Origin of the sequence: Sphingomonas azotifigens NBRC 15497, assembly GCF_002091475.1 — a bacterium.
GTDB lineage: Bacteria > Pseudomonadota > Alphaproteobacteria > Sphingomonadales > Sphingomonadaceae > Sphingomonas > Sphingomonas azotifigens.
Window position 1 is genome coordinate 1 of the sequence record NZ_BCTR01000075.1, and the last position, 25841, is coordinate 25841.

Sequence of the window (25841 nt, forward strand, 5' to 3'; positions counted from 1 at the left end):
TTTCAGCAAACACCGATCGCGAGACCGCAATGAACCCCGGCTTTCGCCGGGGTGACGATGTGGGCGCGAGGATAGGTTCTTCTTCGTGCAGGTTGGTATTAGAAGAAGCCCAGCTTCTTCGGGCTGTAGCTGACCAGCATGTTCTTGGTCTGCTGATAGTGATCGAGCATCATCTTGTGGTTCTCGCGGCCGATGCCCGACTGTTTGTAGCCGCCGAACGCCGCATGCGCCGGATAGGCGTGGTAGCAATTGGTCCACACCCGCCCCGCCTTGATTGCGCGACCGAAGCGGTAGCAGGTGTTGGCGTCGCGGCTCCACACGCCGGCGCCGAGGCCATAGAGCGTGTCGTTGGCGAGGTGCAGCGCCTCGGCCTCGTCCCTGAAGGTGGTGACGGAAAGGACCGGGCCGAAGATCTCCTCCTGGAAGATCCGCATCTTGTTGTGCCCGCGGAACACCGTCGGCTGGACGTAGAAGCCGCCGGAGAGATCGCCGCCCAGCTCGGCCGCGCCGCCGCCGATCAGCAGCTCGGCACCTTCCTGCCGGCCGATGTCGATGTACGACAGGATCTTCTGCTGTTGCTCGGACGAGGCCTGCGCGCCGATCATCGTCGCCGGATCGAGCGGGCTGCCCTGGACGATCGCCTGCACCCGGGCGAGCGCGCGCTCCATGAAGCGGTCATAGATCTTCTCATGGACGAGCGCGCGGCTCGGGCAGGTACACACCTCGCCCTGGTTGAGCGCGAACATCACGAAGCCCTCGACCGCCTTGTCGAGGAAATCATCGTCCTCGCGGGTCACGTCCTCGAAGAAGATGTTGGGCGACTTGCCGCCAAGTTCGAGCGTGACCGGGATCAGATTCTCGCTGGCGTACTGCATGATCAGCCGGCCGGTGCTGGTCTCGCCGGTGAACGCGATCTTGGCGATCCGGCGCGACGAGGCGAGCGGCTTGCCCGCCTCCAGCCCGAAGCCGTTGACGATGTTGAGCACGCCCGGCGGCAGCAGGTCGCCGATCAGCTCGGCCCAGACGAGGATCGAGGCCGGCGTCTGCTCGGCGGGCTTGAGGACGACGCAGTTGCCGGCCGCCAGAGCAGGGGCGAGCTTCCACGCCGCCATCAGCAGCGGGAAGTTCCACGGGATGATCTGGCCGACCACGCCCAGCGGCTCGTGGAAATGATAGGCGATGGTGTCATGGTCGATCTCGCCGATCGAGCCTTCCTGGCCGCGCACCACGCCGGCGAAATAGCGGAAATGGTCGATCGCCAGCGGCACGTCGGCGGCCATGGTCTCGCGGATCGGCTTGCCATTGTCCCAGGTCTCGGCGGTGGCGAGCTTCTCCAGATTCGCCTCCATCCGGTCGGCGATCCGGTTGAGGATCAGCGCACGCTCGGCGACGGGGGTGCGGCCCCAGGCATCGGCCGCGGCATGGGCGGCGTCGAGCGCCAGTTCGATATCGGCGGCGTCGGAGCGGGCGATCTCGCCCACCACCTGGCCGGTCACCGGCGAGACGTTCTGGAAATAGCGGCCCGCCTTGGGGGCGACGAAGCGGCCGCCGATGAAATTGTCGTAGCGCGCGGCGAAGGGCGCCTTGAGCGCGGTCGCACGTTCTTCAACCAGCATGTCCATGTGCCTGGATCCTCTTGCCTAGATGTCAGCGCCGTTCTCGGCGTCGGAGCGGAGGATGCGCCGTCCTGGCACGTGCGGGAAGTGGAGCGGTCCACGCGATCCGCGAACCTGTCTCGCTTGCGAGACAGGCGATGCTCAGTGGCGGACGCCGGCCTTGTGCAGCCGCCGGTAGAAGGTCGCCCGGCCGATGCCGAGCATCCGTGCTGCGGCGCTCGCATTGCCGCCGGCGCGGGCGAGCGCCTGGCGCAGCACCGTCCGATCGGCATCGTCGAACGAAGGCGCGGCGCCCTCCCCCAGCAGCGTTTCGAGCGGCTGCGGGGTGGCAAGTGCCCGCGCATCGAGCCCCAGCCGCAACCGCGCAGCGCGGCTCGCGCCCACCACCAGATCGTCGCGATCGACGGCAAGCAGCGCCGTGCCGGTGGCCGCTTCGTCGGCGAGGAACAGGATGCGGCGGTCGGCGAAATGCCGGCAGAAATAGTCGCGCTCGATCCGCCGTGCGGCGTCGCGCACCAGCGAGGCGATCATCTCCGCCATCGCCGGGCCGTGATCCGCGCGGCAGCTCGAGACGTCGAGGGCGGCGACCAGCCGGCCTTCGGGATCGTGCACCGGCGCGTCCATGCAGCTGATGCCGATGTTGCGGCTGGCGAAATGCTGGTCGCGGTGGATGATCACCGGCTGGTCCTCGAACAGGCAGGTGCCGATGCCGTTGGTGCCCTCCTCCGCCTCGCCCCAGCGCGCGCCCTCGACCAGCCCGGCGCGGGTGAAGGCATCGACATCGCCGGGGCCGGCGCGGGTCTCCAGGATGACACCCTCGGCATCGCTCAGCACCACGCCGCAGCCGCTCCGCCCTACGGCGCGGAAGGTCTCGTCGAGCACCGGCGCGGCCACCGCCAGCAGCGGCTGGTGCAGCGTCCGCCGCTCGGCCAGCGCTACGCCGCCAACGCGTTCTCGCGCGCCTGCCTCGGGATCGAGCTTGTGGTGCAGCGCCGAGCGGCACCAGGAGGCGGCGAGCGGCGACACTGCCGCGCTGCTCGGCGAGCGCACGGTATCGAGCACGATATCGGCATGGCGCGGCGACTGGGCGGGCATCGGCGACTCCGTAATGCGGCAATGCTGCGCCCGATGCTGCGCACACGTCAACCCGGAGAGTCGCTCAGGGGAAGCCGTGCATCTGTCGCCCCATCGGCATCATGGCGTGATCGAGATGACCAAGGATCCACACCGATCCGCCGATCAGCAAGAGCACGACCAGCGTCCCGAAGGCGAGCGCCAGCACATTGTTGGTGTTGTCCGGCCCGCTCGACACATGCAGGAAGAAGACGAGGTGGATGCCCATCTGGGCGATGGCGAGCACCACCAGCGCCATCGGCACCGCCGGGCGCCAGACGAGCGGCAGGTTGACCATCGCGAACGCCGCACAGGTGAGCAGCGCGGCGAGCCCCAGCCCGACCAGATAGCCGCTGGTGCCGCCGGCGAATTCCTCGCCTTCGGCCGCTTCGTCGCCGGGGGCGGTATCGCCGCTGTCGGTTTCGCGCTCGCTCATGGCGCCACTCCCATCAGATAGACCATGGTAAAGATGCCGACCCAGACGATGTCGAGCGCGTGCCAGAACAGGTTGAAACACATCAGCCGCCGCAGCACCTGCGGCCGGAAGCCCTTCACCCAGAGCTGCGCCATCATCGTGCCGAGCCAGAGCAGCCCCACCGCGATGTGCAGCCCGTGCAAGCCCACCAACCCATAGAAAGCCGACAGGAAGGCGCTGCGCTGCGGCCCCGCCCCCTCGCCGATCATCTCGGCGAATTCGGTCAGTTCCAGCCCGAGGAACACCGCGCCGAGCAGTCCGGTGGCGAGCAGCCAGAGCTGCGCGGGCAGGAGCTTCCGCTTCTCCGCCGCGACGCCGGCAAGCCCGCAGGTAAAGCTGGAAAGGAGCAGCGCCGCCGTCTCCAGCGCGACGCGCTCTTGCCCGAACAGCTCGCGTGGACCGGGGCCGCCGGCGGTCTGCTTGGCGAGCACCGCATAGGCGGCGAAGAAGCCCGAAAAGAGGATGATGTCGCTGAGCAGGTAGATCCAGAAGCCATAGCCCACGGTGGTGCGCTTGCTCGCCGGGCCGCCCTCGCCGCGCCCGGTATTGCTGTTTCCACTCCCGCCACGGCCGATGCGATAGGGATCCTGTGCCTTTGCGGTCATGCCGGCTGCTCCCGATTATCCTCGAGCCATTTCCGGCGCGCGGCACGGCGGGCGCGGTCGATCCGCGCGACTTCCTCGGCGGGGATTTCCTTCTCCTCCTCGTCCCGCCAGGCGAAGACGACGAAGGTGGCATAGGCACCGACAAAGCCGAGCGCCGCCAGCCACCAGATGCTCCAGATCATCGCGAAGCCGATCAGCGTGGCGAAAAAGGCGGTGACGACGCCGGTCGCCGAATTGCGCGGCATCTCGATCGCCTCGTACTTCGGCTCGTCGGCGAGGCCCTGGCTCTCGATCGCCTGGCGCTTGATCGTCCAATAGGGCTCCTCGCCATGCACCTTGGGGAGCACCGCGAAGTTGAACGCGGGCGGCGGCGAGCTCGTCGCCCATTCGAGCGAGCGGCCGTCCCAGGGATCGCCGGTCTCGTCGCGCAGCGCCTCGCGGTTGCGGATGCTGACGACGATCTGGAGGATCTGCGCGGCGACGCCGAGGATCATCACCCCAATCCCCGCCACCGAGACGTAGAGCCACGGCGCCCATTCGGTGAAGTCGATATGCTGCAGCCGGCGGGTCATCCCCTCCAGCCCCAGCACATAGAGCGCACCGAACACGATCAGGAAGCCCGCGAGCGTCAGCCAGAAGGCCATCTTCCCCCAGAACTCGTCGAGCCGGAAGCCGAACGCCTTGGGGAACCAGTAGGTGATGCCGGCAAAGGCGCCGAAGATCACCCCCGAGTTGATCACGTTGTGGAAGTGCGCGACCAGGAACATCGAATTGTGCAGCATGAAGTCGGCCGGCGGCACGGCAAGCAGCACCCCGGTCATCCCGCCGATGACGAAGGTCATCATGAATGCGAGCGACCACAGCATCGGCGTGGGGAAGCGCAGGCGGCCGCCATACATGGTGAACAGCCAATTGTAGATCTTCACGCCCGTGCCCACCGCGATGATGCTGGTGGCGACGCCGAAGGCGGCGTTGACGTCCGCCCCCGCCCCCATCGTGAAGAAATGGTGCAGCCATACCGTGAACGACACGACGACGATGAACAGCGTCGCCGCCACCATCGAGCGATAGCCGAACAGCGGCTTGGACGAGAAGGTGGAGAAGATCTCCGAGAAGATGCCGAACGCCGGCAGGATGAGGATGTAGACCTCCGGATGCCCCCAGGCCCAGATGAGGTTCACGAACATCATCATGTTGCCGCCGGCTTCATTCGTGAAGAAATGGAAGCCGAGATAGCGGTCCAGCGTCAGCATCGCGAGGGTGGCGGTGAGGATGGGAAAGGCCGCGACGATCAGCATGTTGGCGCCGAGCGCCGTCCAGCAGAACATCGGCATGCGGAGGTAACCCATGCCCGGCGCGCGCAGCTTGAGGATCGTCGTCACCAGGTTGATGCCCGACATCAGCGTGCCCACGCCCGAGATCTGAATCGCCCAGACGTAGTAATCGACACCGACGCCGGGCGAGTAGGTCGTCTCGCTCAAGGGCGCATAGGGCAGCCAGCCGGTCCGCGCGAACTCGCCGATCACCAGGCTCATATTGACGAGCAGCGCGCCCGCGGCGGTGAGCCAGAAACTGGTCGAATTGAGCGTCGGGAAGGCGACGTCGCGCACGCCGAGCTGGAGCGGCACGACGAAGTTCATCAGCCCGATCACCACCGGCATCGCGCCGAAGAAGATCATGATCGTGCCGTGCGCCGAGAAGATCTGGTCGTAATGCTCGGGGGGCAGATAACCCTGGGCATGGCCGATCGCGCTCGCCTGCTGGGTGCGCATCATGATCGCGTCGACAAAGCCGCGCAGCAGCATGACCAGCCCGAGCAGCACATACATCACCCCGATCCGCTTGTGATCGACCGAGGTGATCCATTCCTTCCACAAATAGGGCAAATGCCCCTTCACCGTGATCCAGCCGAGCACGGCGAGCAGCGCGAGGCCGACACCGCCCGCCGCGATCAGCGGTATCGGCTGGCTGAAGGGAATCGCGGACCAGGTGAGCTTACCGAGCATCGTCACTCCGCCGTTCCGGGGGAAATCTGGGGTTGGCCGTCGCGGCCCTGCTCGGGCCCTGGGGCGGGCGGGAGGTGTTGCGCCACCACCATGTCGAACAGCCCGGGCTGCACCGCGCTCCAATGCTTGGCGGGCTCATGCTGACTCTGGCGGGCCAGCACCCGATAGGCGCGGCCGTCGAGCAGCCCGCCGGCCGCCTTCACGCCCGCCACCCAGCGCGTGAACTCCGCCACCGGCACCGCCTGCAACCGGAAGTGCATGTCCGAGAAGCCGTCGCCGCTGAAATGCGCGCTCTGGCCGTAATAGCTGCCGGGCCGGTCGGCCTGGAGGTGCAACGTCGTCGCCATGCCGTTCATCGTGTAGATCTGGCTGCCCAGCCGCGGCACGAAGAAGCTGTTCATCACGCTCGCCGAGGTGAGGCGAAAGCGGACCGGCACGCCTGTCGGCACCACCGCGCCGTTCAGCGTGGCGATGCCCTGCGCGGGATAGACGAACAGCCATTTCCAATCGAGCGACACCACCTGCACTTCCAGCGGCGGGGTCTTCTCCGCGAGCGGCTTGGCGGGATCGAGCGCATGGCTGCCGATCCAGATCAGCCCGCTGAGGAACAGGATCGTCAGCAACGGGATCGACCAGACGATCAGCTCGATCCGGCCCGAATAGACGAATGCCGGCCGGTACTTCGCCTTGCGGTTGCCGGCGCGGAACCACCAGGCGAAGGCAAGCGTGGCGAGCATCGTGGGGAGGATGATCGCCAGCATAATCACCAGCGAATCGAGCAGGATCGTGCGGTTGTTCGCGCCGATCGGCCCGCCCGGGCGCAGGATGCTCGCGCCGCTGCAGCCGCCGAGCAGCAGCAACAGCGGGAGAAGGCGCCCGCCGCGCTCAGGCATGTTCCGCCTCGGCTAGCCACTCGTCGGGCGAGTGGGCGTGAGTGGCCGCCGTATCGGCGCCCATGCTCTGCGCGATGATCTCCAGCGCCCAGCGGCCGCGATCGTCGTCCTGCGTCGCCACCGCGTCTTCGGGCACCCACAGCGCATAGTCGCGCATGTGGGCGTCGCCGGCGGTGAACAGCACGCAGATGTCGGTCGCGACCCCGGTCAGCACCAGCCGCCGCGCCCCTAGCTTGGGCAGCAGCACCGGCAGGTTGGTCGCGTAGAAACCGGAGAATTGGGGTTTCAGGACGAAATAGTCGCAGTCGCGCGGCTTGAGCCTCGCCAGACCGTCGGGCGCGCCGTCGAACGCCTGTTCGATCAGCCGCGACTTCTCCGAATGCCACTCGCCGAAATTGTCGTTGACGTAGACCGTCGGCAGATCCGCCGCATCGAAGGCGTCGCGCAGCTGGCGGATCGGTCCGGCGATCGCCTCGGCACGCGCGCGAAGTTCCTCGCCACCCTCGAAATCGAAGGTGTTGATCATGTCGATGATCAGCAGCGCCGCGGTGGCACCGCCCTGGTCGCGCGCAGGTGCAGTGGCGCCCGTTTCGGGTTCTTGCATGGGACAGCGCTCCTCCTGCCCCGCCAACGAGGCGTGGGCGCCGCCGTTCCCGCGGAATCGCTTGGGTTAGTGCTTTTGGCGGCCCGTCAGCTGGAGCAGTGCCGCGATCAGCGACACGCCGCCGCCGAGCAGCGCCACGCCGCTCCAGCCCCTGGCCTCCCAGGCGAGCGTCGCCGCCGCCGATCCGCCGGCACCGCCAAGGAACATCAATCCCATCAGCACGGTGTTGAGCCGCGCCCGCGCCTCGGGGCGCAGCGCATAGACGATGTGCTGGTTGGAGACGAGCGCGCTCTGTACCGCGAAATCGAGCAGCACGACCCCGATCACCAGCGCGGCAAGGTGCGCCCACAGCCCGAAGATCGCCCAGCTCGCCGTGGCGAGCAGCGCGCCCGCCAGCACCACCAGCTTCGGCCCGCGCTTGTCGGCGATGCGGCCGGCCAGCGGCGCGCCGAGGATGCCCGCCGCCCCGACCACGCCGAACAGCCCCGCCACGTCCGCGCCCAGCCGGAACTGGGGCGATTGCAGATAGAGGGCCAGGATCGTCCAGAAGGTGGTGAAGCCGGCGAACAGCAGCGATTGGGTGATCGCCGCCAGCCGCAGGGCGCCGAACTCCCCCCAGAGATGCACCAGCGATCGCAGCAGGGCGCCATAGCCGAGGTCCGCTTCGGGTTCGCTCCGCGGCAACGCCCATGCCATCGCCGCCGCCGTGCCGAGCGCCAGCGGCACGCCCAGCCAGAACATCTCGCGCCAGCCGGCATGGGTGCCGACGAAGCCGGACAGCGTGCGGCTGAGCAGGATGCCGCAGAGCAGCCCAGCCATCACCGTCCCCACCGTCGCACCGCGCCGCGCCGGATCGGCGAGATGCGCGGCGAAGGGTACGATCTGCTGCGCCACCGTCGCCGCCCCGCCGACCAGGAGGGACGCGGCGATCAGCGCCCAGGCGTTGGGCGCCAGCGCTGCCGCCACCAGCGCTGCCGCCAGCACCAGGAACTGCAGCACGATCAGCCGCTTGCGTTCGTGCAGGTCGCCCAGCGGCACGAGCAGGAACAGCCCGGCCGCATAGCCGAGCTGGGTCGCGGTGGGCACCAGCCCCGCCGGCTGCCCGGGCAGGTCGCGTTCGATGATGCCGAGCAGCGGTTGGTTGTAATAGATATTGGCGGCCGCGATTCCGGCCGCCGCCGCCATCGCGAAGGTAAGGCCGCGGCCGAGCGGACGGTGGGCAGGCGATGCGTTCACGGGGCGACTCCTCGGGCGTTGGGCCGCCCAGATAGGCACGGCGCGGCCCCGCTGTTACTGTCCGAAAGGTTGGGCGCCGTTTTCGTCGAGCAGGTTCACTTCGGCCATCGCGTTGTCGGGTTCGTCGACATGCCCGTCCGGATCGACATGGATCAGGATCTCGGTGTCGGGGAAGGCCTCGCCGAGCGCGCCTTCGAGCCGCTCGACCACGTCATGCGCTTCGGCGATCGTCATGCAGGCGCGCATGGCGACGTGGAACTGGACGAAGTCGCGGTTGCCGCTGGTGCGGGTACGCAGGTCGTGCAGGCTCTTGAGCTCGGGATGTTCGCCCGCGATCTCGACGAAGCGGCGGCGCTTCTCCTCCGGCCATTCGCGGTCCATTAGCTGGTCGATGGCGGCGACCGAGGCGCGCCACGCGCCCCAGAGCAGCCAGAAGGCAATGGCGATGCCGAACACCGGATCGGCGCCGGTGAGGCCCAGATAGCTCTCGCACACCAGCGCGCCGATCACGGCGGCGTTGAGGTAGAGGTCCGAGCTGTAATGGATGCTGTCCGTCGTGATCGCGATCGAGCCGGTCTGGCGGATCACCGAGCGCTGATACTGGGTGAGCGCCAGCGTCACGACGATCGCGATCACCGAAACGACAATGCCCGCTTCGGGATCGGCGCTCAGCTGGTTCTGCACCAGCCGCTGCACCGCGCGCAGCAGGATGGCGAAGCCAGAAATGGCGATGATCACCACCTGGAACAGCGCCGCCAGCGCCTCGGCCTTGCCATGGCCGAAGCGGTGTTCGTCGTCCGCCGGCTGCGACGCCCAGTGGACGCCGCCCAGCGTCACCAGCGAGGCGACGAGATCGAGCCCCGAATCGGCGAGGCTGGCGAGCACCGCGACGGACCCCGTCTTCACTGCCGCGTAGGATTTGAGCGCGCCCAGGAAGAGCGCGCTGCACACGCTGGCGATCGCCGCGCGGCGGGCGAGATTGGTCATGGGTAGAGCATGCCTTCGCGCCAGCCATCGCCGGCGCGGGTGAAGACGCGGCGCTCGTGCAGGCGATGCTCGCGGTCCAGCCAGAATTCGATCCGCTCGGGAGTCACGCGGTAGCCACCCCAATGCGGCGGACGCGGCACGGCGCCGCCCTCGAAGCGGGCGCGGACTGCCTCGTAGCGCTCTTCGAAGGTCGCGCGGCTGTCGAGCGGGCGCGACTGGTCCGAAGCCCAGGCGCCGAGCTGCGAATCGCGGCTGCGGCTGGCGAAATAGGCGTCCGACTCCGCGTCGCTGACGAAGGCGATCGGCCCTTCGATGCGGATCTGGCGGCGCAGCGACTTCCAGTGGAAGAGCAGCGCGACATGGGGGTTGGCGGCGAGATCGCCGGCCTTGCGGCTCTCGCGATTGGTGTAGAAGACGAAGCCGCGCTCGTCATACCCCTTCAGCAGCACCATCCGCACCGACGGGCGCCCCTCGGCATCCGCGGTAGCCAGCGCCATCGCGTTGGAATCGTTGAGTTCGGTAGACCGCGCCTCGGTGTACCAGGTTTGGAAAAGCGCGAAGGGATCGGTGCTCATGGGGTCTGCCTCTACAGCCTAAACGCCGCCGTTGCGATGGGCGGAACACCGTGCCCTTTGGGGAATTGAATCGGCGCTGCAACGAGGAGACTTCCGCATGGCCGCGCGCGCCTATTGGCAGGGACAGATCCGGCTGGCCCTCGTTTCGATTCCCGTCGAGATCTACACCGCCACCAAGTCCGGCGCGCAGATCGCGTTCCACCAGATCCACGAACCGAGCGGCCAGCGGATCAAATACGAGAAGGTCGCGCCCGGCGTCGGCGCGGTCGAGCCGGACGAGATCGTCAAGGGCTATGAGGTCGAGAAGGGCGAATATGTCCTGCTCGAGCAGGACGAGATCGACGCGGTGAAGCTCGAATCGCGCAAGACGCTGGAGCTGACCCAGTTCGTCGACGCCGACGAGATCGACGTGCTCTATTACGAACGGCCCTATTTCGTCGTGCCCGCCGACGACCTTGCCGAGGAAGCCTTCATCGTGCTGCGCGAGGCGCTGCGGCGGGCGCGCAAGGTGGGGCTGGGCCAGTTGGCGATGCGCGGCCGCGAATATGTGGTGAGCCTCAAGCCCTGCGGGCGCGGCATGATCCTCGAGACGCTGCGCTATGCCGACGAGGTGCAGAAGGCGCAGGGCTATTTCCGCGAGATCCCGGACAGCGAGCCCGATCCCGAACTGCTCGACCTGGCGCAGACGCTGATCGAGAAGAAGGCCAGCAAGTTCGATCCCAAGGGGTTCCACGACCGCTATGTCGACGCGCTGCGCGAGTTGATCGAGAAGAAGAAAAAGGCCAAGGGCGCCAAGATCCTGGAGGATCCGGACAAGCCCGAGAGCCGCGGATCGAACGTGGTCGACCTGATGGCAGCGCTGAAGAAGTCGCTGAACACCGGCGACGCCAAGCCCCCGGCCAAGGCGCCGGCGAAGAAGGCAGCGCCGAAGAAGCCGGCGGCGAAAAAGCGTGCCTGAGGGCGATCTCCTCGCGCGCTATAACGCCAAACGCGACTTCGCCAAGACGGCGGAACCGGCCGGCACGCTGGCCAAGTCCGGCGGCAACCGCTTCATCGTCCAGAAGCACGACGCGACCCGGCTCCACTGGGACTTCCGGCTGGAAGTGGACGGCGTGCTCAAGAGCTGGGCGGTGACACGCGGCCCCAGCCTCGATCCCGACGAGAAGCGGCTCGCGGTCCGCACCGAGGACCATCCGCTGTCCTATGCCGACTTCGAGGGGACGATCCCCAAGGGCGAATATGGCGGCGGCACGGTGATGCTGTGGGACAGCGGCACCTGGGAACCGGTGCCGGGCAAGAGCGCCAAGGATCTGGCGAAGGGCCATCTCCATTTCGTGCTCCACGGCGAGCGGATGCAGGGCGAATGGCTGCTGATCCGGCTCAAGCCGCGCGGCAAGGAGAAGGCCGAGAACTGGCTGCTCCGCAAGATCGACGACGGGTTTGCGGGTGCGACGGACGAGCTGGTGGAAACCGGGCTCACCAGCGTCACCACCGGCCGCACCATGCAGGAGATTGCAGAGGGGAAGCCACCTGCGCTCCCCTCCCGCTTGCGGGAGGGGTCGGGGGAGGGGCTGAAACCTCGTAGCGCTTCTTCCACGTCAGCCCCTCCCCCAGCCCCTCCAGCAAGCGGGAGGGGAGTGAAAGCGCGGAAGTCCCGGGTAGGATCGAAGCCCCCAGCCTTCCAATCCCCCCAGCTCGCCACGCTGGTCGACACCGTGCCCACCGGCAACCAATGGCTCCACGAGATCAAGTACGATGGCTACCGCGCGCTGATCGCCACCGGCGGCGGCGGGCCGACCATCTACACCCGCTCCGGCCTCGACTGGACCGGGAAATTCCCCGGCATCGCCGAAGCCGCCGCCACCCTGCCGCCCGGCGCGCTGATCGACGGCGAGATCGTCGCGATGAAAGGCGACAAGCCCGATTTCTCCACGCTGCAGGAGGCGATCTCCGCCGGCGGCGAGGGACTGCTCTGCTTCGCCTTCGATCTGCTCGTCGAGGGCGGCGAGGACCTGACCATGCTGCCCCAGATCGAGCGCAAGGAACGGCTGCGCGCGCTGCTGGGCGGCGCCGAAGATCGCATCCGCTTCTCCGAACATATTGTCGGCAATGGCGAGAAGCTGTTCGAGAGCATGTGCCGCGAGGGCTTCGAGGGCGTCGTCTCGAAGCGCGCCGATGCGCCCTATCGCGGCACCCGCAGCAAGGCCTGGCTCAAGATCAAGTGCACGCACCGCCAGGAATTCGTCATCCTCGGCTGGACCGCCTCCAGCGCCAAGGGCCGCGGCTTCAAGTCGCTGTTGCTCGGGCTGAACGGACCGGAGGGGTTGGTCTATGCCGGCAAGGTCGGCACCGGGTTCAATACCGAGACGCTGCTCTCGCTGCGCGAGCGCCTCGACGCGCTTGCCGCCGATAAACCGACAGCCAAGGTCCCCCGCCCGGAGGCACGCGGCGCGCATTGGGTGAAGCCCGAGCTGGTCGCGGAAATCGCATTCGCCGAATTCACCGCCGAGAAAGTGGTCCGCCACGCCAGCTTCCTGGGCCTGCGCGAGGACAAGCCGGCCGATACGGTCGTCGCCGAGGAGTCCGCAGCCCTTCCCGAAGCCGCACCGTCCTCCATCAAGATCAGCAGCCGCGACCGGGTGATCTTCCCCGAATCGAAGCTCACCAAGGGCGACCTTGCCGACTATTACGCCGCCGTCGCCCCCATTGCCCTGCCCTGGCTCGCCGAACGCCCGATCAGCCTGGTCCGCTGCCCGCAGGGCCGCGCCAAGCAATGCTTCTTCCAGAAGCACGATGCGGGCAGCTTCGGCGAGCAGGTCCATCATGTCGACATTCGCAAGAAGGACGGGTCGACCGAACCCTATCTCTACGTATCCGATGCCGACGGCATGCTCGCCTGCGTGCAGATGGGCACGATCGAATTCCATGGCTGGGGGTCGCGCGTCGCCGATGTCGAGAAGCCCGATCGGCTGGTGTTCGACCTCGACCCCGACGAGGGGCTCGATTTCGCTACCGTCAAGAAGGCCGCCGAGCATCTGAAGGAGCAGCTCGCCGAGATCGGCCTCACCAGCTGGCCGATGCTCTCCGGCGGCAAGGGCGTGCACGTCGTGGTGCCGCTGGTGCCGCAGGCCGAGTGGCCGGCAGCAAAGAGCTTCTGCGAGCGCTTCGCCCGCGCGCTCGCCCAGGCCGAGCCCGAACGCTTCACCGCCAACCTCAAAAAGGCCAGCCGGACGGGGCGTATCTTCATCGACTATCTGCGCAACCAGCGCGGCGCGACGGCAGTGCTGCCCTATGTCGCCCGCGCGCGCGCGAATGCGCCGGTCGCCACCCCGGTCACCTGGACCGAGCTGCGCGACATCGACAGCGCCCATGCCTTCACCATTCAGGATGTCGCCACGCTGCTCGAACGGGCGGGCAGCCGGGCGTTGCGCGGCTGGGGAACCGCAGACCAAAGCCTCCCCGATGTGTAGCCACGGGACGGTTGCGCGACCGGGCTGAACCGGATCGCACATCTCCCGTGTTGCATGGCACCATGGTTTCGCCCATCACCCTCGCACGAGAAAGGGACGCAGCTGTGGCCAGCCTAGCCGAGGCGGGATTGTTCGACGCCGGTACGATCGCCGATCGTTGGATCACCGACTATTGCGGCCAGGCACCGGCCGGCGATGTGCTGTGCGCGCGCAAGGACGCGGCGTGGACGGCGCTGTTCGAGGAAGTGGCGGGCCTTGCCGGCGACGGGCTGACGATCGCCCGCGAACGCGCGCATCGCCATGCCGAGGATATCGGCACCGGCTATCGCATCGGCGACGAGGGCGACGAGCGCCCCTGGCCGCTATCCCCGGTACCGCTGCTGATCGACCAGCAGGAATGGCGCGGCATCGAGGCCGGCATCGCCCAGCGCGCCGAGCTGATGGAGCTGCTGCTCCGCGATTGCTATGGCCCGGCACGACTGGTGGCGGACGGCCACCTCCCCGCCGCGCTGCTCACCGGCAGCCCCTTCTTCCTCCGCCCGCTCACCCATCTGACGCCGCCGGGCGACCATCATCTCCATTTCGTCGCGTTCGATCTGTGCCGCAGCCCGGACGGGCATTGGCGCGTGCTCGCCGACCATCTCCGCGCCCCCGCCGGCGCCGGCTATGCGCTGGAAAACCGGCTGGCGATGGCGCGCACGCTGGGGGGGCTGCAGGGGCGGCTCAACATCGAGCGCCACGCACCCTTCTTCGCCGCCTTTCGCGACGGCATCGCCACCGCCTGCCGCCGCGCCGAGCCGCGCATGGCGTTGCTCACGCCGGGCCGGTTCAACGCCAGCTATGCCGAGCAGGCGCATCTTGCCCGCTATCTCGGCTTCCTGCTGGTCGAGGGTGCCGATCTCGCGGTGCTCGACGATCGCGTCTATGTCCGCACCATCGCCGGGCTGAAGCGGATCGATGCGCTCTGGCACCGGTTCGACCCGCGCTACCTCGATCCGCTGGCGCTCGATTCGCATTCGAAGATCGGCGTTGCCGGGCTGATCGACGCAACCGTCGCCGGCAATGTCGTGATCGCCAACGCCCCAGGCGCCGGGCTGCTCGAGGCGCCCGCCTTCGCCGCCTTCCTGCCGCGCCTGAGCGAGATCCTGCTCGGCGAACCGCTGCGCCTGCCCAATATCGCGACCTGGTGGTGCGGCCAGCCGGCCGAGGCGGCGCATGTCGCGGCGAATCTCGACACGATGCTGATCGCCCCCGCCTTCGGCACCCCGCCGCTGGGCCTGCCGGACGGCGCGGCGGTGCTCGGCGCCCATCTCGACGCGACCGCGCGCGCGGCGCTGCGCGACGATCTCACCCGGCGGCCGCAGGATTATGTCGGGCAGGAAGTCGTCTGCCTGTCGACGATGCCGTTCGTCACCGAGGACCGGCTGGCGCCGCGCCCCTTCACGCTCCGCGTCTTCGCCGCGCGCGACGCCGCCGGCCGCTGGACGGTGCTGCCCGGCGGCTTCGCCCGGATCGGCGAGCATCCCGATGCCCGCGCCGCCGTGATGGGCGAGGGCAGCTGGTCGGCCGATGTCTGCATCCATGGCCCCGATCCGGTGGCGCCGGTGTCGCTGCTCCCCTCGGGCGATTCGACCCAGCTGCGCCGCAACCCCGGCACGCTGCCCAGCCGGGTGGCCGACAACATGTTCTGGCTCGGCCGCTATCTCGAGCGCGGCGAGGCGCTGCTCTCGGTGCTGCGCGTGCTGCTCGGCCATTCGATCAGCGCCGATACCGGTGCCGCGCTCGCCGCCGACACGGTCGATCGGCTCGCCCGGCTGGTGGTCGCCGCCCAGGCCGCACCGGCACCGCGCGGGCTGAAGCGGCAGGATCTCACCCAGCTTGCCCGGACCGCGCTCGAATCGGTCGATGGCTGGACCAGCGTGCGCGCGATCAACCGCCAGGCGCGCTCGATCGGCGCAGTGTCACGCGACCGGCTGTCGGCCGACATGATTCGCCTGCTCGACGCGCCTTTCCCCGAGCGCGGCGTGCTGCTCGATCGCGCGGGTTCGCTGCAGCGGCGCTATTCGGCGCTGGCGGGGCAGGCCGGCGAGCATATGGGCCGCACCGATGCGTGGCGCTTCCACGATCTCGGCCGCCGCATCGAGCGCGCGCTGGCGACGATCGGATTCCTGCGCGCGCTCGGCGGGCCCGAGGCGACCGCCGACGATCTCTCGACGCTGCTCGACCTTGCCGACAGCCAGATCAGCTATCGCCAGCGCTATCTGACCGGCATCGCCCGGGTGCCGGTGCTCGACCTGCTGGCGCTCGATCCGGGCAATCCGCGCGGCATCGCCTTCCAGGCGGCGGCGATTTCGGCGCATCTCAATGCGCTGCCGGTGCTGTCCGACGACGGCATCGCCGAAGCGCAGCAGGAACAGGCGCGCGGGCTCGCCGCGATGCTGGTGACCGCGCGCGCGACGGCGATCGACGACGCCTGGTGCGCCGATCTCCAGGCGCGGCTGTGGAGCTTGTCGGACGCGGTCGCCCGCCGCTATTTCCTCCACGGTGCCGAGCCGCTGCGGGCGGCGGGACTCGTCCTCGCATGATGCTCTATCGCATCCGCCATGTGACGCGGTTCGATTATGCCCAGCCGGTCGCGTTCGCCCGGTGCAATTTGCGGCTGAAGCCGATCCTCTGGTCCGGCCAGATGATCGAGGAATATGCGCTGAGCGTGCAGCCCGGCGGGCGCACCTATCCCGCCCGCGCCGAGGCCGGGCTCGCCAATGTCGTGCGGCTGGTGGTGGAGCATGACGCGAACAGCCTGACGATCGAGAGCAGCGCGCGGGTGCGGGTCGATCGCCAGATCCCGATACCGTCGCCGGGTGATCCCACGATCGCCCAGATCGCCGCCTGGGCGCGCGACAGCCGCGATCCCACGCCTGCCGGCCCCGCCGCCTACCTCTTCCCCTCGCCGCTGATCCCGCTGGACCGCGACATCGCCGCCTGGTGCGCCGAGGAACTGCAGCCGGATCGCGGCATCCTCGACGCGGGCATCGCGCTCGCCCGCCGCATCCAGCGCGAATTCGCCTTCGATCCCACCGCGACATTGGTCGACACGCCGCCGCACGAGGCCTTCGCGAAACGAGGGGGCGTCTGCCAGGATTTCGCGCAGATCATGCTCTCGGGCTTGCGCGCCGCCGGGCTGCCGGCCGCCTATGTCTCGGGCTATCTGCGCACGCTGCCGCCGCCGGGACAGCCGCGACTGGTGGGCGCGGATGCCACCCATGCCTGGGTGCTGCTCTGGTGCGGGCCCGATCTCGGCTGGCTCGGGGTCGATCCCACCAACGGCATCTGGATGGCCGAGGACCATATCGTGATGGCGATCGGCCGCGACTATGCCGATATCGCGCCGATCGACGGGATCGTGCTCGGCTCGGGCGCGCAGGCGATGCACGTGTCGGTCGATGTGGAGCCGCTGGCGACCGCTTAAGACTCGACCGGCCCCTTGCTGCCGAAGTTCAGCCGCCGCGTGACATTATAGTCGAGCACCGCCATCACGAAATAGGCACCGAACTGCTTCACCCGAGTCCACCAGCCCGTCCGCGCCTTGTAGAGCTCGGGGGTGATGCGCTCGGACTGCGCCACCTCGCCATCGACATAGGCGCGGACATGCGCGGCGAAGGCCGCGTCCTGCACGCGCAGCATCAGCTCAAGGTTCAGGAACATGCTGCGGATGTCGAAATTGGCCGAGCCGATATGGACGACATCGTCGATCACGTAGAGCTTCGTGTGCAGCTTGGTCGGCTGATATTCGTAGATCTCAACCCGCTTACGCAGCAGCCCGGCATAGGTGAAGCGCGCCGCCCAGATCGCGGCGGTGTGGTCGAGCTTCGACGGCAGCACCAGCCGCACCCGCCCGCGCCGTCCGGCCTTGTCCAGCCGCCGCAGCATCGCCGGGCTCGGCGCGAAATAGGCGGCGATCAGGTCGAGCCGGTCCGCCCGCTCCATGTCGTGCTTCACCACCCGCGCCCAGGGCGACAGCCGCCGCATCGGGCCGCCGAGCAGCCAGCGGGTGTCGCCTTCGGGCTCGCTCCAGGCCTTGAGCGTGCGCCCGAGCGACCGCAGCGTCGCGCGCGGCCGCTTGGCCCAGGCGGCGAGCGAATCGAAATAGCCGGTCAGCCGCTCGGCCGCCGGCCCCTCGACCAGCAACCCCATGTCGCGCCAGGCATGGTCGGCGACGGTGCCGAAATAGCTCGATTCGATGTTGAACCCGCCGACGATCACCCGCGCCTCGTCGGCCAGCGCCAGCTTCTGGTGGTTGCGTAAGAGATAGCGCCGCCCCCAGCGCGGCACGAAGCGGCAGACCTCGACGCCGGCCTCGTGCAGCGGCACGAAGAAGTCGTTGCTCTCGGCATGCTCGCTGCCGAGCCCGTCGACGATCAGGTGGACGCGCACGCCGCGCGCCGCCGCCTCGATCAGCGCCTGGCGCACCGCCGCGCCGGCCGCGTCGTCGAGATAGATATAGTAGAGTACCCGCAGCGTCCGCTCGGCGCCCGCGATCAGCGCAAGCAGCGTGCGCATCCGCTCGGGGCCGTCGGGCAGCAAGGTCAGCCGGTTGCCATCGACGGTGAAACTGGGCTGGGCGAGCGGCGGCATGGCCGCGTCATCGGGCACATCGGCGCCCGCGGCAAGCGGCTCGGCATCGGCATAGGGCGCCATCGGGACTCGGTTCTCCTGCTCGGTTGCGCAGACAACGAGCGAGCGGGCATTGGGTTCGCCCCCCGCGTACGCGCCGCTTTCCTTGACAATTCCGGCGCTGGCCTCTAACTGGCCGGTCTTTCCCGGACACCCCTATCCCAAGGAAGCGTATATGGCGCGCGTCACAGTCGAGGATTGCGTCGACAAGGTTCCCAACCGGTTCGACCTGGTGCTGTTCGCGGCCCAGCGCGCGCGGCAGATCTCGGGCGGTGCCGACCTGACCCTGGATCGCGATCGCGACAAGAACCCGGTCGTCGCACTGCGCGAAATCGCCGAAGAGACCGTGCGCCCGGATCACCTGCAGGAAGCGGTGGTGTCGAGCCTGCAGCGCGTCCGCGTCGACGACGAGGATGCGCCCGACGAGATCGGTTCGATCCAGGCCCAGGCCGAGGCGCTCCGCCTCACCGCCGCAGCCCCGCCGCGCAACCAGAATCTGGGCGGCGACTACGAGGGCTGATCGCCTTCGAAGCGAACCAACGACAAAGGGGCTGGCGGGGACGCCGGCCCTTTTTGTTTATGCGCCGATCCGGGCGCGCAGGGTGGCGTCGTCGAACTGCTCCAGCGTGAGCAGCGCGGCATAGGGGTCGCCGTTCAGCCCCAGCACCTGCGCGAAGGCGGGCTCGGTCTTGGCGCCCGCGTGCCGGCGCGCCATCACGGCAGCGCGCAGCGGTTCGCCGCCCAGCGCGAGCAGGCGCCGCTCGATCGCGAAGTGCCGCCAGCCGAGTTGCTCGGCAACGGGGCGGGCCTGGCCGAACAGCTCGAACAGCCAGCCGGCGCAGCGGAAGCGCGCGACCACGGGCCGGTCGCTGCCCTGCCACTGCCACATCGCGAAGCCTGGCTGGTCGCGATACGCCGCCCACACCGCTGCCGCGAAGGTGTTCGGGTCGGGCGCGTGGCAGAGGATGTCGATGTCGCTGTCGGGCAGGTCGAGGTCCAGCGGCGGCGTACCCGCGACCTGCGGGTCGAAGGCGGCGAGCCGGGTCAGCACGCCGCTATGCGTGAGGGCGTCGGCATAGGCTGGCCTCGTCATGGCGTTCCCTAAGCCGTATACTCCCCCTGCGAGGGGAGGATACGCTATCGTTATTCCTGCTCCGGCTCGCCGGCCGGTTCCGCCCGCCCCTTGAAGCCCTGCGCCACGACATACCATTCCACCGAGCCCTTGCGGCTGGCGGGCGGCTTGGCGTGCTTCACCGTCGCGAAGGCGCGCTTCATCTCCGCAATCAGCGCCGAATCGGCGCCGCCCGCGAAAACCTTGGCGACGAAATCGCCGCCCGGCGCCAGCGTCTTGAGCGCAAAATCGAACGCGGTCTCGACCAGTGCCATGGTACGCAGCGCATCGGTCTGCGGATGGCCGACGGTGTTCGCCGCCATGTCGGAGAGGATCAGGTCGGGCGCGCCGCCCAGTGCCTCGATCAGCCGATCGGGGGCGGCATCGTCCATGAAGTCCATCTGGAGCAGCGTCGCGCCCTCGATCGGGTCGACCGGCAGCAGGTCGATGCCCACCACCGCCGCCTTGGGCAGCACGCGCCGCACCACTTGCGTCCAGCCGCCCGGCGCGACGCCGAGATCGACCACCCGCTTGGCGCCCTTCAGGAAGCCGAACTTCTCGTCCAGTTCGGTCAGCTTGTAGGCCGCGCGGCTGCGATAGCCCTCGGCCTTGGCCCGGCGGACATAGGGGTCGTTCAGCTGGCGCTCCAGCCAGCGCGTCGATTGCGCCGTACGGCCGCGCGCCGTGCGCACGCGGACATGGCCGCGGCCACCGCCCCTGCTCATCGCTTCTTCCTCACAACCTTATAAGGGCGCGCCGCCGATCAGCCGCCGCAAGATGCCTTCGCGAATGCCGCGATCGGCGATGCCTAGCCGCTCGGCGGGCCAGATGTCGAGGATCGTCTCCAGGATCGCGCAGCCGGCCGAGACGAGATCGGCGCGTTCGTTGCCGATGCACGGCACCTGGGCGCGCTCCTTGACGCTCATCGCGGCGATCCGCGCGCTCACCTCGCGCATCGCCGCACTCGGCACGATCAGCCCATCGACCGCCGAGCGATCGTACGAGGCGAGCCCCAGATGCACGCTGGCCAGCGTCGTCACCGTGCCGCTGGTGCCGAGCAGCCGCGGCGTGCCCTTGGGCGGGCGCAGCCGCGCGACGAACGGCGCGAAGCTCTCCCGCACCCGCGCGCGCATGTCCGCATAGGCAGCGGCGCGCGCATCGGCGTCGATCGCCTTGCTCTGCCCGGTCGCCTCGCTCAGCGAAACCACGCCCCAGGGCGCGCTGTGCCAGTCGAGGATGTGCGGGATCGGCGCGTGCGAATCGACCAGCACCAGTTCGGTCGAGCCGCCGCCGATGTCGAACACCAAAGCCGGCCCGTCGCCGGGCTCGAGCAGCGCATGGCAGCCGAGCACCGCCAGCCGCGCCTCTTCCTCGGCGGTGATGATGTCGAGCGCGATGCCGGTCTCGCGATAGGCGCGCTCGATGAACGCGGCACCATTCTCCGCCTGGCGGCAGGCCTGGGTCGCCACCGAGCGGGCGAGCGCCACGTTGCGGCGCTTGAGCTTGTCCGCACAAATCCGCAGTGCGGCGAGCGTCCGCTCGATCGCCGCATCGGACAGGCGACCGGTCGTCGCCAGCCCCTCGCCCAGCCGGACGATTCGCGAGAACGCATCGATGACCGCGAATCCCGCACCCTGCGGGCGCGCGATCAGCAATCGGCAATTATTGGTGCCCAGATCGAGCGCCGCATAGTGGCGCGCCTCGGGCCAGCGCTGCCCCGGCCCCTTCACGGCCGGTGGCGGCGCAGGGCGGGCGGCGGCGACGCGCCTCCCGCGGGGCATTCTGGCGGAGCCATCCCCCATACCATCAACTCGCTTATCTTCTTCCGTCACCGGATCAAAACGATCCGGCCGGTGCTTGGATGCGAGGCTAGACGAGGTCCGGGCCAAGAGCAAGGCGACCGCGCAATTGCAGCGTTGACAGGGCCGCTGCATCCCCCTATCTGGCGCGACCTGTCCGGTGCCCCGTCGTCTAAAGGTAAGACTACGGACTCTGACTCCGTCAATTGAGGTTCGAATCCTCACGGGGCATCCAGACGGCGTTTCTCGACATCGCCATTCGGGGGCCAGGAGCAGCGCCTCCACCCTTGCCGCGAGCGGCGCAAGCTACAGGCTTGCTCTTCACCCACGTTGCTTGGGAACATTCTCTAATTAACCTAATATCTTACTTGGTCCGGCTTAGTTAAACTATGGCCTCTCAAGTGCTGAATCACCCTGAATCCAACTGACTCTTGTGGATTCTACTCGATTCATGGTAGTAGCGTTGACAGGGTGAACAACATCGGCGCATCATCATGCGAGTAACGATCGTAGCGGATGTCACCAGCGAGGAGAAGCAAGCCTTCTCAAATATCCGTAGCGGCATTTGCCAGAGCGTAGAGATTTCGCAGGGAGCACTTGCGGCACTTGCTTTACGGTTATTCATCGAACGATATCGCGACGATCCGATGAAAGCACTCGAGGACGCCAGCATTTCGCTGCCGCAATCAAAAAAGGGCACACTTGGAATCTAATTCCGCTGCTGACCGCTTGAAGTAACTAGGAGAATGCTAGTGAACGCGATTGATGCAGTAATCGACGTGCTTGATGCCGGCGATTTGGGCAAGCTTGCTGAGATGATCGGTTCGACGTTGATCGAGGCCGAAGGCGAGGATGGATGGACGCCGCTATTTTACAGCGTCGCCAATGGTGATATCAGAGCCGTGAAAATTCTTTTAGACGCGGGCGCGGATCGTCAACATCTCGATCATAATGGCTGGTCTGCAGCGATGCTTGCGGCCTTCGAGGGCAAGACACAAATAGCAAGAATGATCGAGGCGGCATGATCATCACGTTAGGGGGACGAAGCTAAATGCCACGATTGATCGGACAGGCGGATGTAAGGGCGATTTTAAATTCCGTAATAAACAGCAAGGTCGATCCCAAAGCGTCGAAGGTCCCACCATTCTTGCTGTTAGTTCAGTCAGAAGAGAGGAAGGGCTCATGGCTTTGCTATGTGCCGGGTGAAAGCGCATTAGTCGCTAGCATCTTCGAGCGCGAAGTTTACCCGAAAAAGCTTGAACTTACTTCCAAAGAGTATTGGCAAGACGTTGAAAGTGGCGCCAAACCATGCACGCTGTTCACGCTGTATAGATTGCGCCAGATGCGGCCAGAGGAACGACATCGCTACGGCTTGCACGATGCAACGAAACGGCTGACACCCTCTCAGAACAAGTCGCGGTTTTGCATCGGCACATCTCCGGACGGCTGCGTATGCAAGATGTTCGAGGGTGCCTGCCAACCGGTGGCGCACGGGGAATCATATTAGTCTCAGGCAATCTTGAGGGGGGGGCAAACCCGGTGGATGCCGTCGCACACTCAAAACTCGCCGCCTTCGAACGCGAGTACGAGCACCTCAAGGCCCGCGCCCGACATTACGTCGAGGATGCCGAGGCTCGTGAGAAGACCAGTCGCAAGGGTGACACGAGATACAAGCTGTGCCTCATTGTGGGAACTGGGATATTGACTATTATCAATATCATAGCCCCCAACCTTCCACCAATGGGCAGCATTCGTTGGAATGTCGTGGCCGCATGTTTGGCGGTGGTGATCAATGTCATTGCCAGCATCGATGCATATAGGGGTCATGGAAGACTTGCGCGTGATCATGGCAACATCAAACGACGCATGCGGCAGGTTCTCTACCGTCAAGAATTGGAATGGAATCTTCGCGTTGTTGCGATCTGCGATGAAGTAGAAAAGGAGGTGAACGCATTATCGATAATACAGAGTTTTTCTAATGATATTCTACAAATAATAGCGTCGTTCGATCCTTATAACGCAAATAAGAAAACTCCTAGCGATTCGGAAACATCTGACAATACACCAAATGTAGCGGCATAGTAAAATCAACCGCCGGCCGTTGGAAAAAATAGATATTACACCCACTTCAAGATGAGGACATTCAGAGAAAACGATTTGCGTTGCAACAAGTCGATGGCGACTGGCGACGTGGAAGTTATTACGCGAAAACACAAGAATCTAGCCGCATCACCGCTGCACCGCCTTCCATGCATAGCCGAGCAGCAATACCAGTGCGCCCGCTGCGACGAGATAGGGCAGCGCCCCCCAGATTTCGTACATTGCCACGCCGATCGACGGGCCCAGCACGAACACCGCCCCGTTGATCGAGGTCACCCGTCCCGCCACCGATCCTTGCGCGTGCGGCCCCACCGCCAGCGAGGCGCCGGCGGTGAAGCCGGGGCGGGCAAAGCCCATGCCGAGCGCGATCGTCGCATAGCCGAGCGCGATGCCGTAGAGCGTCGTTGCGCCGGCCGTCGCGACGCATCCCACCGCCCCCAGGCCTGCCCCGGCCAGGATCAGCGCCCGCGGCTTGAGATCGAGCAGCGGGATCAGCCCCCATTGCACCAGCAGCGAAGCACCGGCGCCGATCATCAGCACCAGACCGGTCGGCTCCAGCGCCGCCGCGGGAGCGAGCGCCAGCCGATCGATGATCAAAAAGCCGATCGCCTGCCCGGTCATCGCCTGGGCATGGCCGGTGACGAGCCCGGCGATCATCCACGGGCGCACGCGCGGATCGAAGGTACGAATATGCTCGGCGCGTTCGGCCGTAGCCGCCGCCACGCTGGCGCCGGTGCCCTGGCCGCCGATCGACGGATAGCTGGCGGCGGCGCCATGCTCCATCGCGCCCGAATCGGCCGGCAGCAGCCGCAGCACCAGCACGAACAGCACCAGCCCGGCCGCGCTCGCGGCGAAGGCGGGGCCGGACAGGCCGATCAGCGGACCGCCGGGCCAGAGATGGCCCATTACCAGATACGGCGCGACCGCGGGCCCCAGGATCGTCCCCAGCCCAAACGCGGAGGCAAGCAGCGTCAGCGTCTTGGTGCGCTCCTCGCGGCTGGTGCGCGCGGCGACGATCGCCTGCACCGCAGGCGGCGCGGCCGATCCGAAGCCGCCATAGAGCATCCGGCCGACGACGAAGGCGGCAAAGGTCGCAACCGGGCCGAGCACACCGTTGATACCGAGCGCCAGGCACAGGCCGCACAGCAGCAGCGAAGCGGTGAAGCCGAGGATGCCGAGCAGCACCATCGCGCGCCGTCCGGCCCGCTCCGATCGATTCGCCCAGAAGGGCGCGGTGAGCATCCAGAGCAGTGCCGAGACCGAGAACACCGCCGCCACCGCGCTATCGGCCGCGTGGAGCGAGCGGCCGAGCGCGGGCAGGATCGATTGCAGCGCGGTATTGCCCGCCGCGATCATCAGCATCACGCCGAACAGCAGCGCGAAATCGCGGTCGATCGTGCGGCTCATTCGCGGCGCCAGCGATAGCCGCGCTCGACCCGGGTGACGATCACTTCATACCATTCGTACCAGCGTTCCCGGCCCTGAGCGCGGATCGCGGCATGGTCGGGATGGTCGCGCCAGGCGGCGGCGCTCGCCTCGTTCGCCCAAAAGCTGATGGTGATGCCCACGCCCGCGGGGCCACGCTGCGATTCGATGCCGCGATAGCCGGGCTGGCGGGCGGCGAGCACGTCCATCGCGGTCGCCGCCTCGGCATAGCCTGCATCGTCATGGGCGGTGCGCTTCGATACGAACAGCACCGCGATCTGGCCGGTACGATCCTCTCCCATGAAAAGAATCGTAGAAGGCGCGCGCGGCTTTGCAATCCATACCGGCCCTGCGAGAGCGGATCCCGATGATCACCGACTGGCATTTCTATGCGCTCGCCGTGCCCGCCGTGCTGCTGCTCGGCCTGTCCAAGGGCGGGTTCGCCGGGATGGGGGCGCTGTCGCTGCCGCTGCTTGCGCTGGCGATCGATCCGGTGCGCGCCGCCGCGATCACGCTGCCGATCCTGATCCTGCAGGACGTGGTCAGCGTGTGGGCGTTCCGCCGCACCGTCGACTGGCGGCTGCTGGCCTGGATGCTGCCGGGATCGATGGCGGGAATCGCGCTCGGCTATGGCTTTGCCGCGAGCGTCTCGCCGGTGCTGGTGCTGGCGGCGGTGGGCGCGATCTCGATTGTGTTCGGGCTGTACCGGCTGTGGGCGAGCGGGCGGGCGACGCCGGCGATGGCGGCGCGCTGGCCCGAATGGGTCGGCAGCCTGTTCGGCGTCGCCTCGGGCTTCACCAGCCAGATCGCGCATGCCGGGCAGCCGCCCTTCCAGCTCTGGGTACTGCCCCGCAACCTGCCGCGCGACCGGCTGGTGGGGACCACCGCGATCTTCTTCGCCGCGACCAACTGGATCAAGGTGCCCGCCTATTGGGCGCTGGGGCAGTTCACGCCCGCAAATTTGATGACGTCGGCGGCGCTGTTCCCGCTGGCGCTGGCGTCGACACTGGCCGGCGTGTGGCTGGTGCGGCGGGTGTCACCGGAGCGGTTCTACACCGCCATCTATGTGCTGATGATCGCGGTGGGCGGCGCGCTGCTCTGGGAAGCGTTGGCGAAGGCACCGTCTTAAGCCCCTCCCCTTCAGGGGAGGGG

The 25841-nt window shown here is 67.4% G+C and carries 25 protein-coding genes and 1 tRNA gene; 10 read left to right on the top strand and 16 right to left on the bottom strand.

Annotation, left to right across the window (positions count from 1 at the left end):
• Positions 1-98 precede the first annotated feature (98 nt).
• The 10 genes from adh to pdxH form a co-directional block, all read right to left on the bottom strand.
• Positions 99-1616 (bottom strand): aldehyde dehydrogenase, encoded by a 1518-nt coding sequence (gene adh / locus SAZ01S_RS20705; RefSeq protein ID WP_439951241.1) that lies wholly within the window; start codon positions 1614-1616, stop codon positions 99-101.
• A gap of 141 nt (positions 1617-1757) precedes the next feature.
• The gene (locus tag SAZ01S_RS20710; protein WP_084584155.1) at positions 1758-2711 is read right to left on the bottom strand and encodes a GAF domain-containing protein; all 954 of its coding nucleotides are present in this window, start codon (positions 2709-2711) and stop codon (positions 1758-1760) included.
• A gap of 64 nt (positions 2712-2775) precedes the next feature.
• Complete coding sequence (cyoD, locus tag SAZ01S_RS20715; protein WP_084584156.1) at positions 2776-3165, bottom strand: cytochrome o ubiquinol oxidase subunit IV; 390 nt, start codon at positions 3163-3165, stop codon at positions 2776-2778.
• A complete protein-coding gene (gene cyoC, locus SAZ01S_RS20720) occupies positions 3162-3809 on the bottom strand; it encodes a cytochrome o ubiquinol oxidase subunit III (protein WP_084584157.1) in 648 nt (215 codons plus the stop codon). The genes cyoD and cyoC overlap by 4 nt, the downstream gene beginning before the upstream one ends.
• Positions 3806-5815: a cbb3-type cytochrome c oxidase subunit I gene (locus tag SAZ01S_RS20725; RefSeq protein ID WP_084584158.1), complete on the bottom strand. Its 2010-nt coding sequence runs from the start codon at positions 5813-5815 to the stop codon at positions 3806-3808. Before SAZ01S_RS20725 ends, cyoC begins: the two co-directional genes overlap by 4 nt.
• A 2-nt stretch (positions 5816-5817) precedes the next feature.
• A complete protein-coding gene (gene cyoA / locus SAZ01S_RS20730) occupies positions 5818-6708 on the bottom strand; it encodes a ubiquinol oxidase subunit II (protein WP_139810176.1) in 891 nt (296 codons plus the stop codon).
• Positions 6701-7312, bottom strand: a complete 612-nt coding sequence (locus SAZ01S_RS20735) for a cysteine hydrolase family protein (RefSeq protein WP_084584159.1) — start codon at positions 7310-7312, stop codon at positions 6701-6703. The genes cyoA and SAZ01S_RS20735 overlap by 8 nt, the downstream gene beginning before the upstream one ends.
• Positions 7313-7378: 66 nt before the next feature.
• The gene (locus tag SAZ01S_RS20740) at positions 7379-8497 is read right to left on the bottom strand and encodes an MFS transporter (RefSeq protein WP_139810179.1); all 1119 of its coding nucleotides are present in this window, start codon (positions 8495-8497) and stop codon (positions 7379-7381) included.
• Between the two features lie 105 nt (positions 8498-8602).
• Positions 8603-9535 (bottom strand): cation diffusion facilitator family transporter, encoded by a 933-nt coding sequence (locus SAZ01S_RS20745; protein ID WP_084584161.1) that lies wholly within the window; start codon positions 9533-9535, stop codon positions 8603-8605.
• Positions 9532-10110: a pyridoxamine 5'-phosphate oxidase gene (gene pdxH / locus SAZ01S_RS20750; protein ID WP_084584162.1), complete on the bottom strand. Its 579-nt coding sequence runs from the start codon at positions 10108-10110 to the stop codon at positions 9532-9534. Before pdxH ends, SAZ01S_RS20745 begins: the two co-directional genes overlap by 4 nt.
• A 97-nt stretch (positions 10111-10207) precedes the next feature.
• On the opposite strand from pdxH, the gene ku reads away from it, so the two are divergent.
• The 4 genes from ku to SAZ01S_RS20770 all read left to right on the top strand — a co-directional run bounded on the left by ku (position 10208) and on the right by SAZ01S_RS20770 (position 17049).
• Positions 10208-11068 carry a non-homologous end joining protein Ku gene (ku, locus tag SAZ01S_RS20755; protein WP_084584163.1) on the top strand — a complete coding sequence of 287 codons (861 nt, stop codon included), beginning with the start codon at positions 10208-10210 and terminating at the stop codon, positions 11066-11068.
• A complete protein-coding gene (gene ligD / locus SAZ01S_RS20760; RefSeq protein WP_084584164.1) occupies positions 11061-13580 on the top strand; it encodes a DNA ligase D in 2520 nt (839 codons plus the stop codon). Before ku ends, ligD begins: the two co-directional genes overlap by 8 nt.
• A gap of 104 nt (positions 13581-13684) precedes the next feature.
• Complete coding sequence (locus SAZ01S_RS20765) at positions 13685-16165, top strand: circularly permuted type 2 ATP-grasp protein (RefSeq protein WP_084584166.1); 2481 nt, start codon at positions 13685-13687, stop codon at positions 16163-16165.
• On the top strand, positions 16165-17049 hold the full coding sequence (locus SAZ01S_RS20770; protein WP_084584184.1) for a transglutaminase family protein: 885 nt from the start codon (positions 16165-16167) through the stop codon (positions 17047-17049). Before SAZ01S_RS20765 ends, SAZ01S_RS20770 begins: the two co-directional genes overlap by 1 nt.
• Here SAZ01S_RS20770 and SAZ01S_RS20775 read toward each other — a convergent pair.
• Positions 17046-18278 carry a phospholipase D-like domain-containing protein gene (locus SAZ01S_RS20775; RefSeq protein ID WP_084584168.1) on the bottom strand — a complete coding sequence of 411 codons (1233 nt, stop codon included), beginning with the start codon at positions 18276-18278 and terminating at the stop codon, positions 17046-17048. The two genes, SAZ01S_RS20770 and SAZ01S_RS20775, sit on opposite strands and share 4 nt — an antisense overlap.
• Before the next feature lie 151 nt (positions 18279-18429).
• Between SAZ01S_RS20775 and rpoZ the strand changes: the two genes are divergently transcribed.
• The gene (rpoZ, locus tag SAZ01S_RS20780) at positions 18430-18774 is read left to right on the top strand and encodes a DNA-directed RNA polymerase subunit omega (protein WP_084584170.1); all 345 of its coding nucleotides are present in this window, start codon (positions 18430-18432) and stop codon (positions 18772-18774) included.
• A gap of 57 nt (positions 18775-18831) precedes the next feature.
• On the opposite strand, the gene SAZ01S_RS20785 is transcribed toward rpoZ, so the two are convergent.
• The 3 genes from SAZ01S_RS20785 to SAZ01S_RS20795 are packed head-to-tail and all read right to left on the bottom strand — an operon-like array spanning position 18832 to position 21146.
• On the bottom strand, positions 18832-19347 hold the full coding sequence (locus SAZ01S_RS20785) for a DUF4269 domain-containing protein (RefSeq protein ID WP_084584171.1): 516 nt from the start codon (positions 19345-19347) through the stop codon (positions 18832-18834).
• Positions 19348-19397: 50 nt separating this feature from the next.
• Positions 19398-20090 (bottom strand): RlmE family RNA methyltransferase, encoded by a 693-nt coding sequence (locus SAZ01S_RS20790; RefSeq protein WP_084584173.1) that lies wholly within the window; start codon positions 20088-20090, stop codon positions 19398-19400.
• A gap of 18 nt (positions 20091-20108) precedes the next feature.
• Positions 20109-21146 carry a Ppx/GppA phosphatase family protein gene (locus tag SAZ01S_RS20795; RefSeq protein WP_084584174.1) on the bottom strand — a complete coding sequence of 346 codons (1038 nt, stop codon included), beginning with the start codon at positions 21144-21146 and terminating at the stop codon, positions 20109-20111.
• A gap of 179 nt (positions 21147-21325) precedes the next feature.
• Between SAZ01S_RS20795 and SAZ01S_RS20800 the strand changes: the two genes are divergently transcribed.
• From SAZ01S_RS20800 to SAZ01S_RS23850, 4 genes are all read left to right on the top strand, one after another.
• Positions 21326-21399: transfer RNA gene (locus SAZ01S_RS20800), tRNA-Gln, on the top strand.
• 259 nt (positions 21400-21658) lie between these two features.
• The gene (locus SAZ01S_RS23845) at positions 21659-21877 is read left to right on the top strand and encodes a hypothetical protein (protein ID WP_139810177.1); all 219 of its coding nucleotides are present in this window, start codon (positions 21659-21661) and stop codon (positions 21875-21877) included.
• 39 nt (positions 21878-21916) lie between these two features.
• A complete protein-coding gene (locus tag SAZ01S_RS20805; protein ID WP_167693221.1) occupies positions 21917-22189 on the top strand; it encodes an ankyrin repeat domain-containing protein in 273 nt (90 codons plus the stop codon).
• A gap of 514 nt (positions 22190-22703) precedes the next feature.
• The gene (locus SAZ01S_RS23850) at positions 22704-23246 is read left to right on the top strand and encodes a hypothetical protein (protein ID WP_139810178.1); all 543 of its coding nucleotides are present in this window, start codon (positions 22704-22706) and stop codon (positions 23244-23246) included.
• Positions 23247-23393: 147 nt separating this feature from the next.
• Here SAZ01S_RS23850 and SAZ01S_RS20810 read toward each other — a convergent pair whose 3' ends face one another.
• Both SAZ01S_RS20810 and SAZ01S_RS20815 read right to left on the bottom strand, forming a co-directional pair.
• Entirely contained in the window at positions 23394-24671 is a 1278-nt protein-coding gene (locus SAZ01S_RS20810; protein ID WP_084584178.1) for an MFS transporter, read from the bottom strand.
• Positions 24668-24991 carry an antibiotic biosynthesis monooxygenase family protein gene (locus SAZ01S_RS20815; protein ID WP_084584179.1) on the bottom strand — a complete coding sequence of 108 codons (324 nt, stop codon included), beginning with the start codon at positions 24989-24991 and terminating at the stop codon, positions 24668-24670. Before SAZ01S_RS20815 ends, SAZ01S_RS20810 begins: the two co-directional genes overlap by 4 nt.
• 65 nt (positions 24992-25056) lie before the next feature.
• Between SAZ01S_RS20815 and SAZ01S_RS20820 the strand changes: the two genes are divergently transcribed.
• Positions 25057-25818, top strand: a complete 762-nt coding sequence (locus tag SAZ01S_RS20820; RefSeq protein ID WP_084584181.1) for a sulfite exporter TauE/SafE family protein — start codon at positions 25057-25059, stop codon at positions 25816-25818.
• The last annotated feature ends 23 nt before the right edge of the window (positions 25819-25841 follow it).

What these genes read in the sequence shown, in the direction of transcription:
- SAZ01S_RS23845 (WP_139810177.1), top strand. Translation starts at nt 21,659, where the DNA reads ATGCGAGTAACGATCGTAGCGGATGTCACCAGCGAGGAGAAGCAAGCC.
- SAZ01S_RS20770 (WP_084584184.1), top strand. Translation starts at nt 16,165, where the DNA reads ATGCTCTATCGCATCCGCCATGTGACGCGGTTCGATTATGCCCAGCCG.
- cyoC (WP_084584157.1), bottom strand. Translation starts at nt 3,809, where the DNA reads ATGACCGCAAAGGCACAGGATCCCTATCGCATCGGCCGTGGCGGGAGT.
- ku (WP_084584163.1), top strand. Translation starts at nt 10,208, where the DNA reads ATGGCCGCGCGCGCCTATTGGCAGGGACAGATCCGGCTGGCCCTCGTT.
- pdxH (WP_084584162.1), bottom strand. Translation starts at nt 10,110, where the DNA reads ATGAGCACCGATCCCTTCGCGCTTTTCCAAACCTGGTACACCGAGGCG.
- SAZ01S_RS20710 (WP_084584155.1), bottom strand. Translation starts at nt 2,711, where the DNA reads ATGCCCGCCCAGTCGCCGCGCCATGCCGATATCGTGCTCGATACCGTG.
- SAZ01S_RS20775 (WP_084584168.1), bottom strand. Translation starts at nt 18,278, where the DNA reads ATGGCGCCCTATGCCGATGCCGAGCCGCTTGCCGCGGGCGCCGATGTG.
- SAZ01S_RS20735 (WP_084584159.1), bottom strand. Translation starts at nt 7,312, where the DNA reads ATGCAAGAACCCGAAACGGGCGCCACTGCACCTGCGCGCGACCAGGGC.
- SAZ01S_RS20790 (WP_084584173.1), bottom strand. Translation starts at nt 20,090, where the DNA reads ATGAGCAGGGGCGGTGGCCGCGGCCATGTCCGCGTGCGCACGGCGCGC.
- SAZ01S_RS20740 (WP_139810179.1), bottom strand. Translation starts at nt 8,497, where the DNA reads ATGGCGGCGGCGGCCGGAATCGCGGCCGCCAATATCTATTACAACCAA.
- SAZ01S_RS20820 (WP_084584181.1), top strand. Translation starts at nt 25,057, where the DNA reads ATGATCACCGACTGGCATTTCTATGCGCTCGCCGTGCCCGCCGTGCTG.
- adh (WP_439951241.1), bottom strand. Translation starts at nt 1,616, where the DNA reads ATGCTGGTTGAAGAACGTGCGACCGCGCTCAAGGCGCCCTTCGCCGCG.
- SAZ01S_RS20795 (WP_084584174.1), bottom strand. Translation starts at nt 21,146, where the DNA reads ATGCCCCGCGGGAGGCGCGTCGCCGCCGCCCGCCCTGCGCCGCCACCG.
- SAZ01S_RS20810 (WP_084584178.1), bottom strand. Translation starts at nt 24,671, where the DNA reads ATGAGCCGCACGATCGACCGCGATTTCGCGCTGCTGTTCGGCGTGATG.
- cyoA (WP_139810176.1), bottom strand. Translation starts at nt 6,708, where the DNA reads ATGCCTGAGCGCGGCGGGCGCCTTCTCCCGCTGTTGCTGCTGCTCGGC.
- cyoD (WP_084584156.1), bottom strand. Translation starts at nt 3,165, where the DNA reads ATGAGCGAGCGCGAAACCGACAGCGGCGATACCGCCCCCGGCGACGAA.
- SAZ01S_RS20815 (WP_084584179.1), bottom strand. Translation starts at nt 24,991, where the DNA reads ATGGGAGAGGATCGTACCGGCCAGATCGCGGTGCTGTTCGTATCGAAG.
- rpoZ (WP_084584170.1), top strand. Translation starts at nt 18,430, where the DNA reads ATGGCGCGCGTCACAGTCGAGGATTGCGTCGACAAGGTTCCCAACCGG.
- SAZ01S_RS20725 (WP_084584158.1), bottom strand. Translation starts at nt 5,815, where the DNA reads ATGCTCGGTAAGCTCACCTGGTCCGCGATTCCCTTCAGCCAGCCGATA.
- SAZ01S_RS20745 (WP_084584161.1), bottom strand. Translation starts at nt 9,535, where the DNA reads ATGACCAATCTCGCCCGCCGCGCGGCGATCGCCAGCGTGTGCAGCGCG.
- SAZ01S_RS20785 (WP_084584171.1), bottom strand. Translation starts at nt 19,347, where the DNA reads ATGACGAGGCCAGCCTATGCCGACGCCCTCACGCATAGCGGCGTGCTG.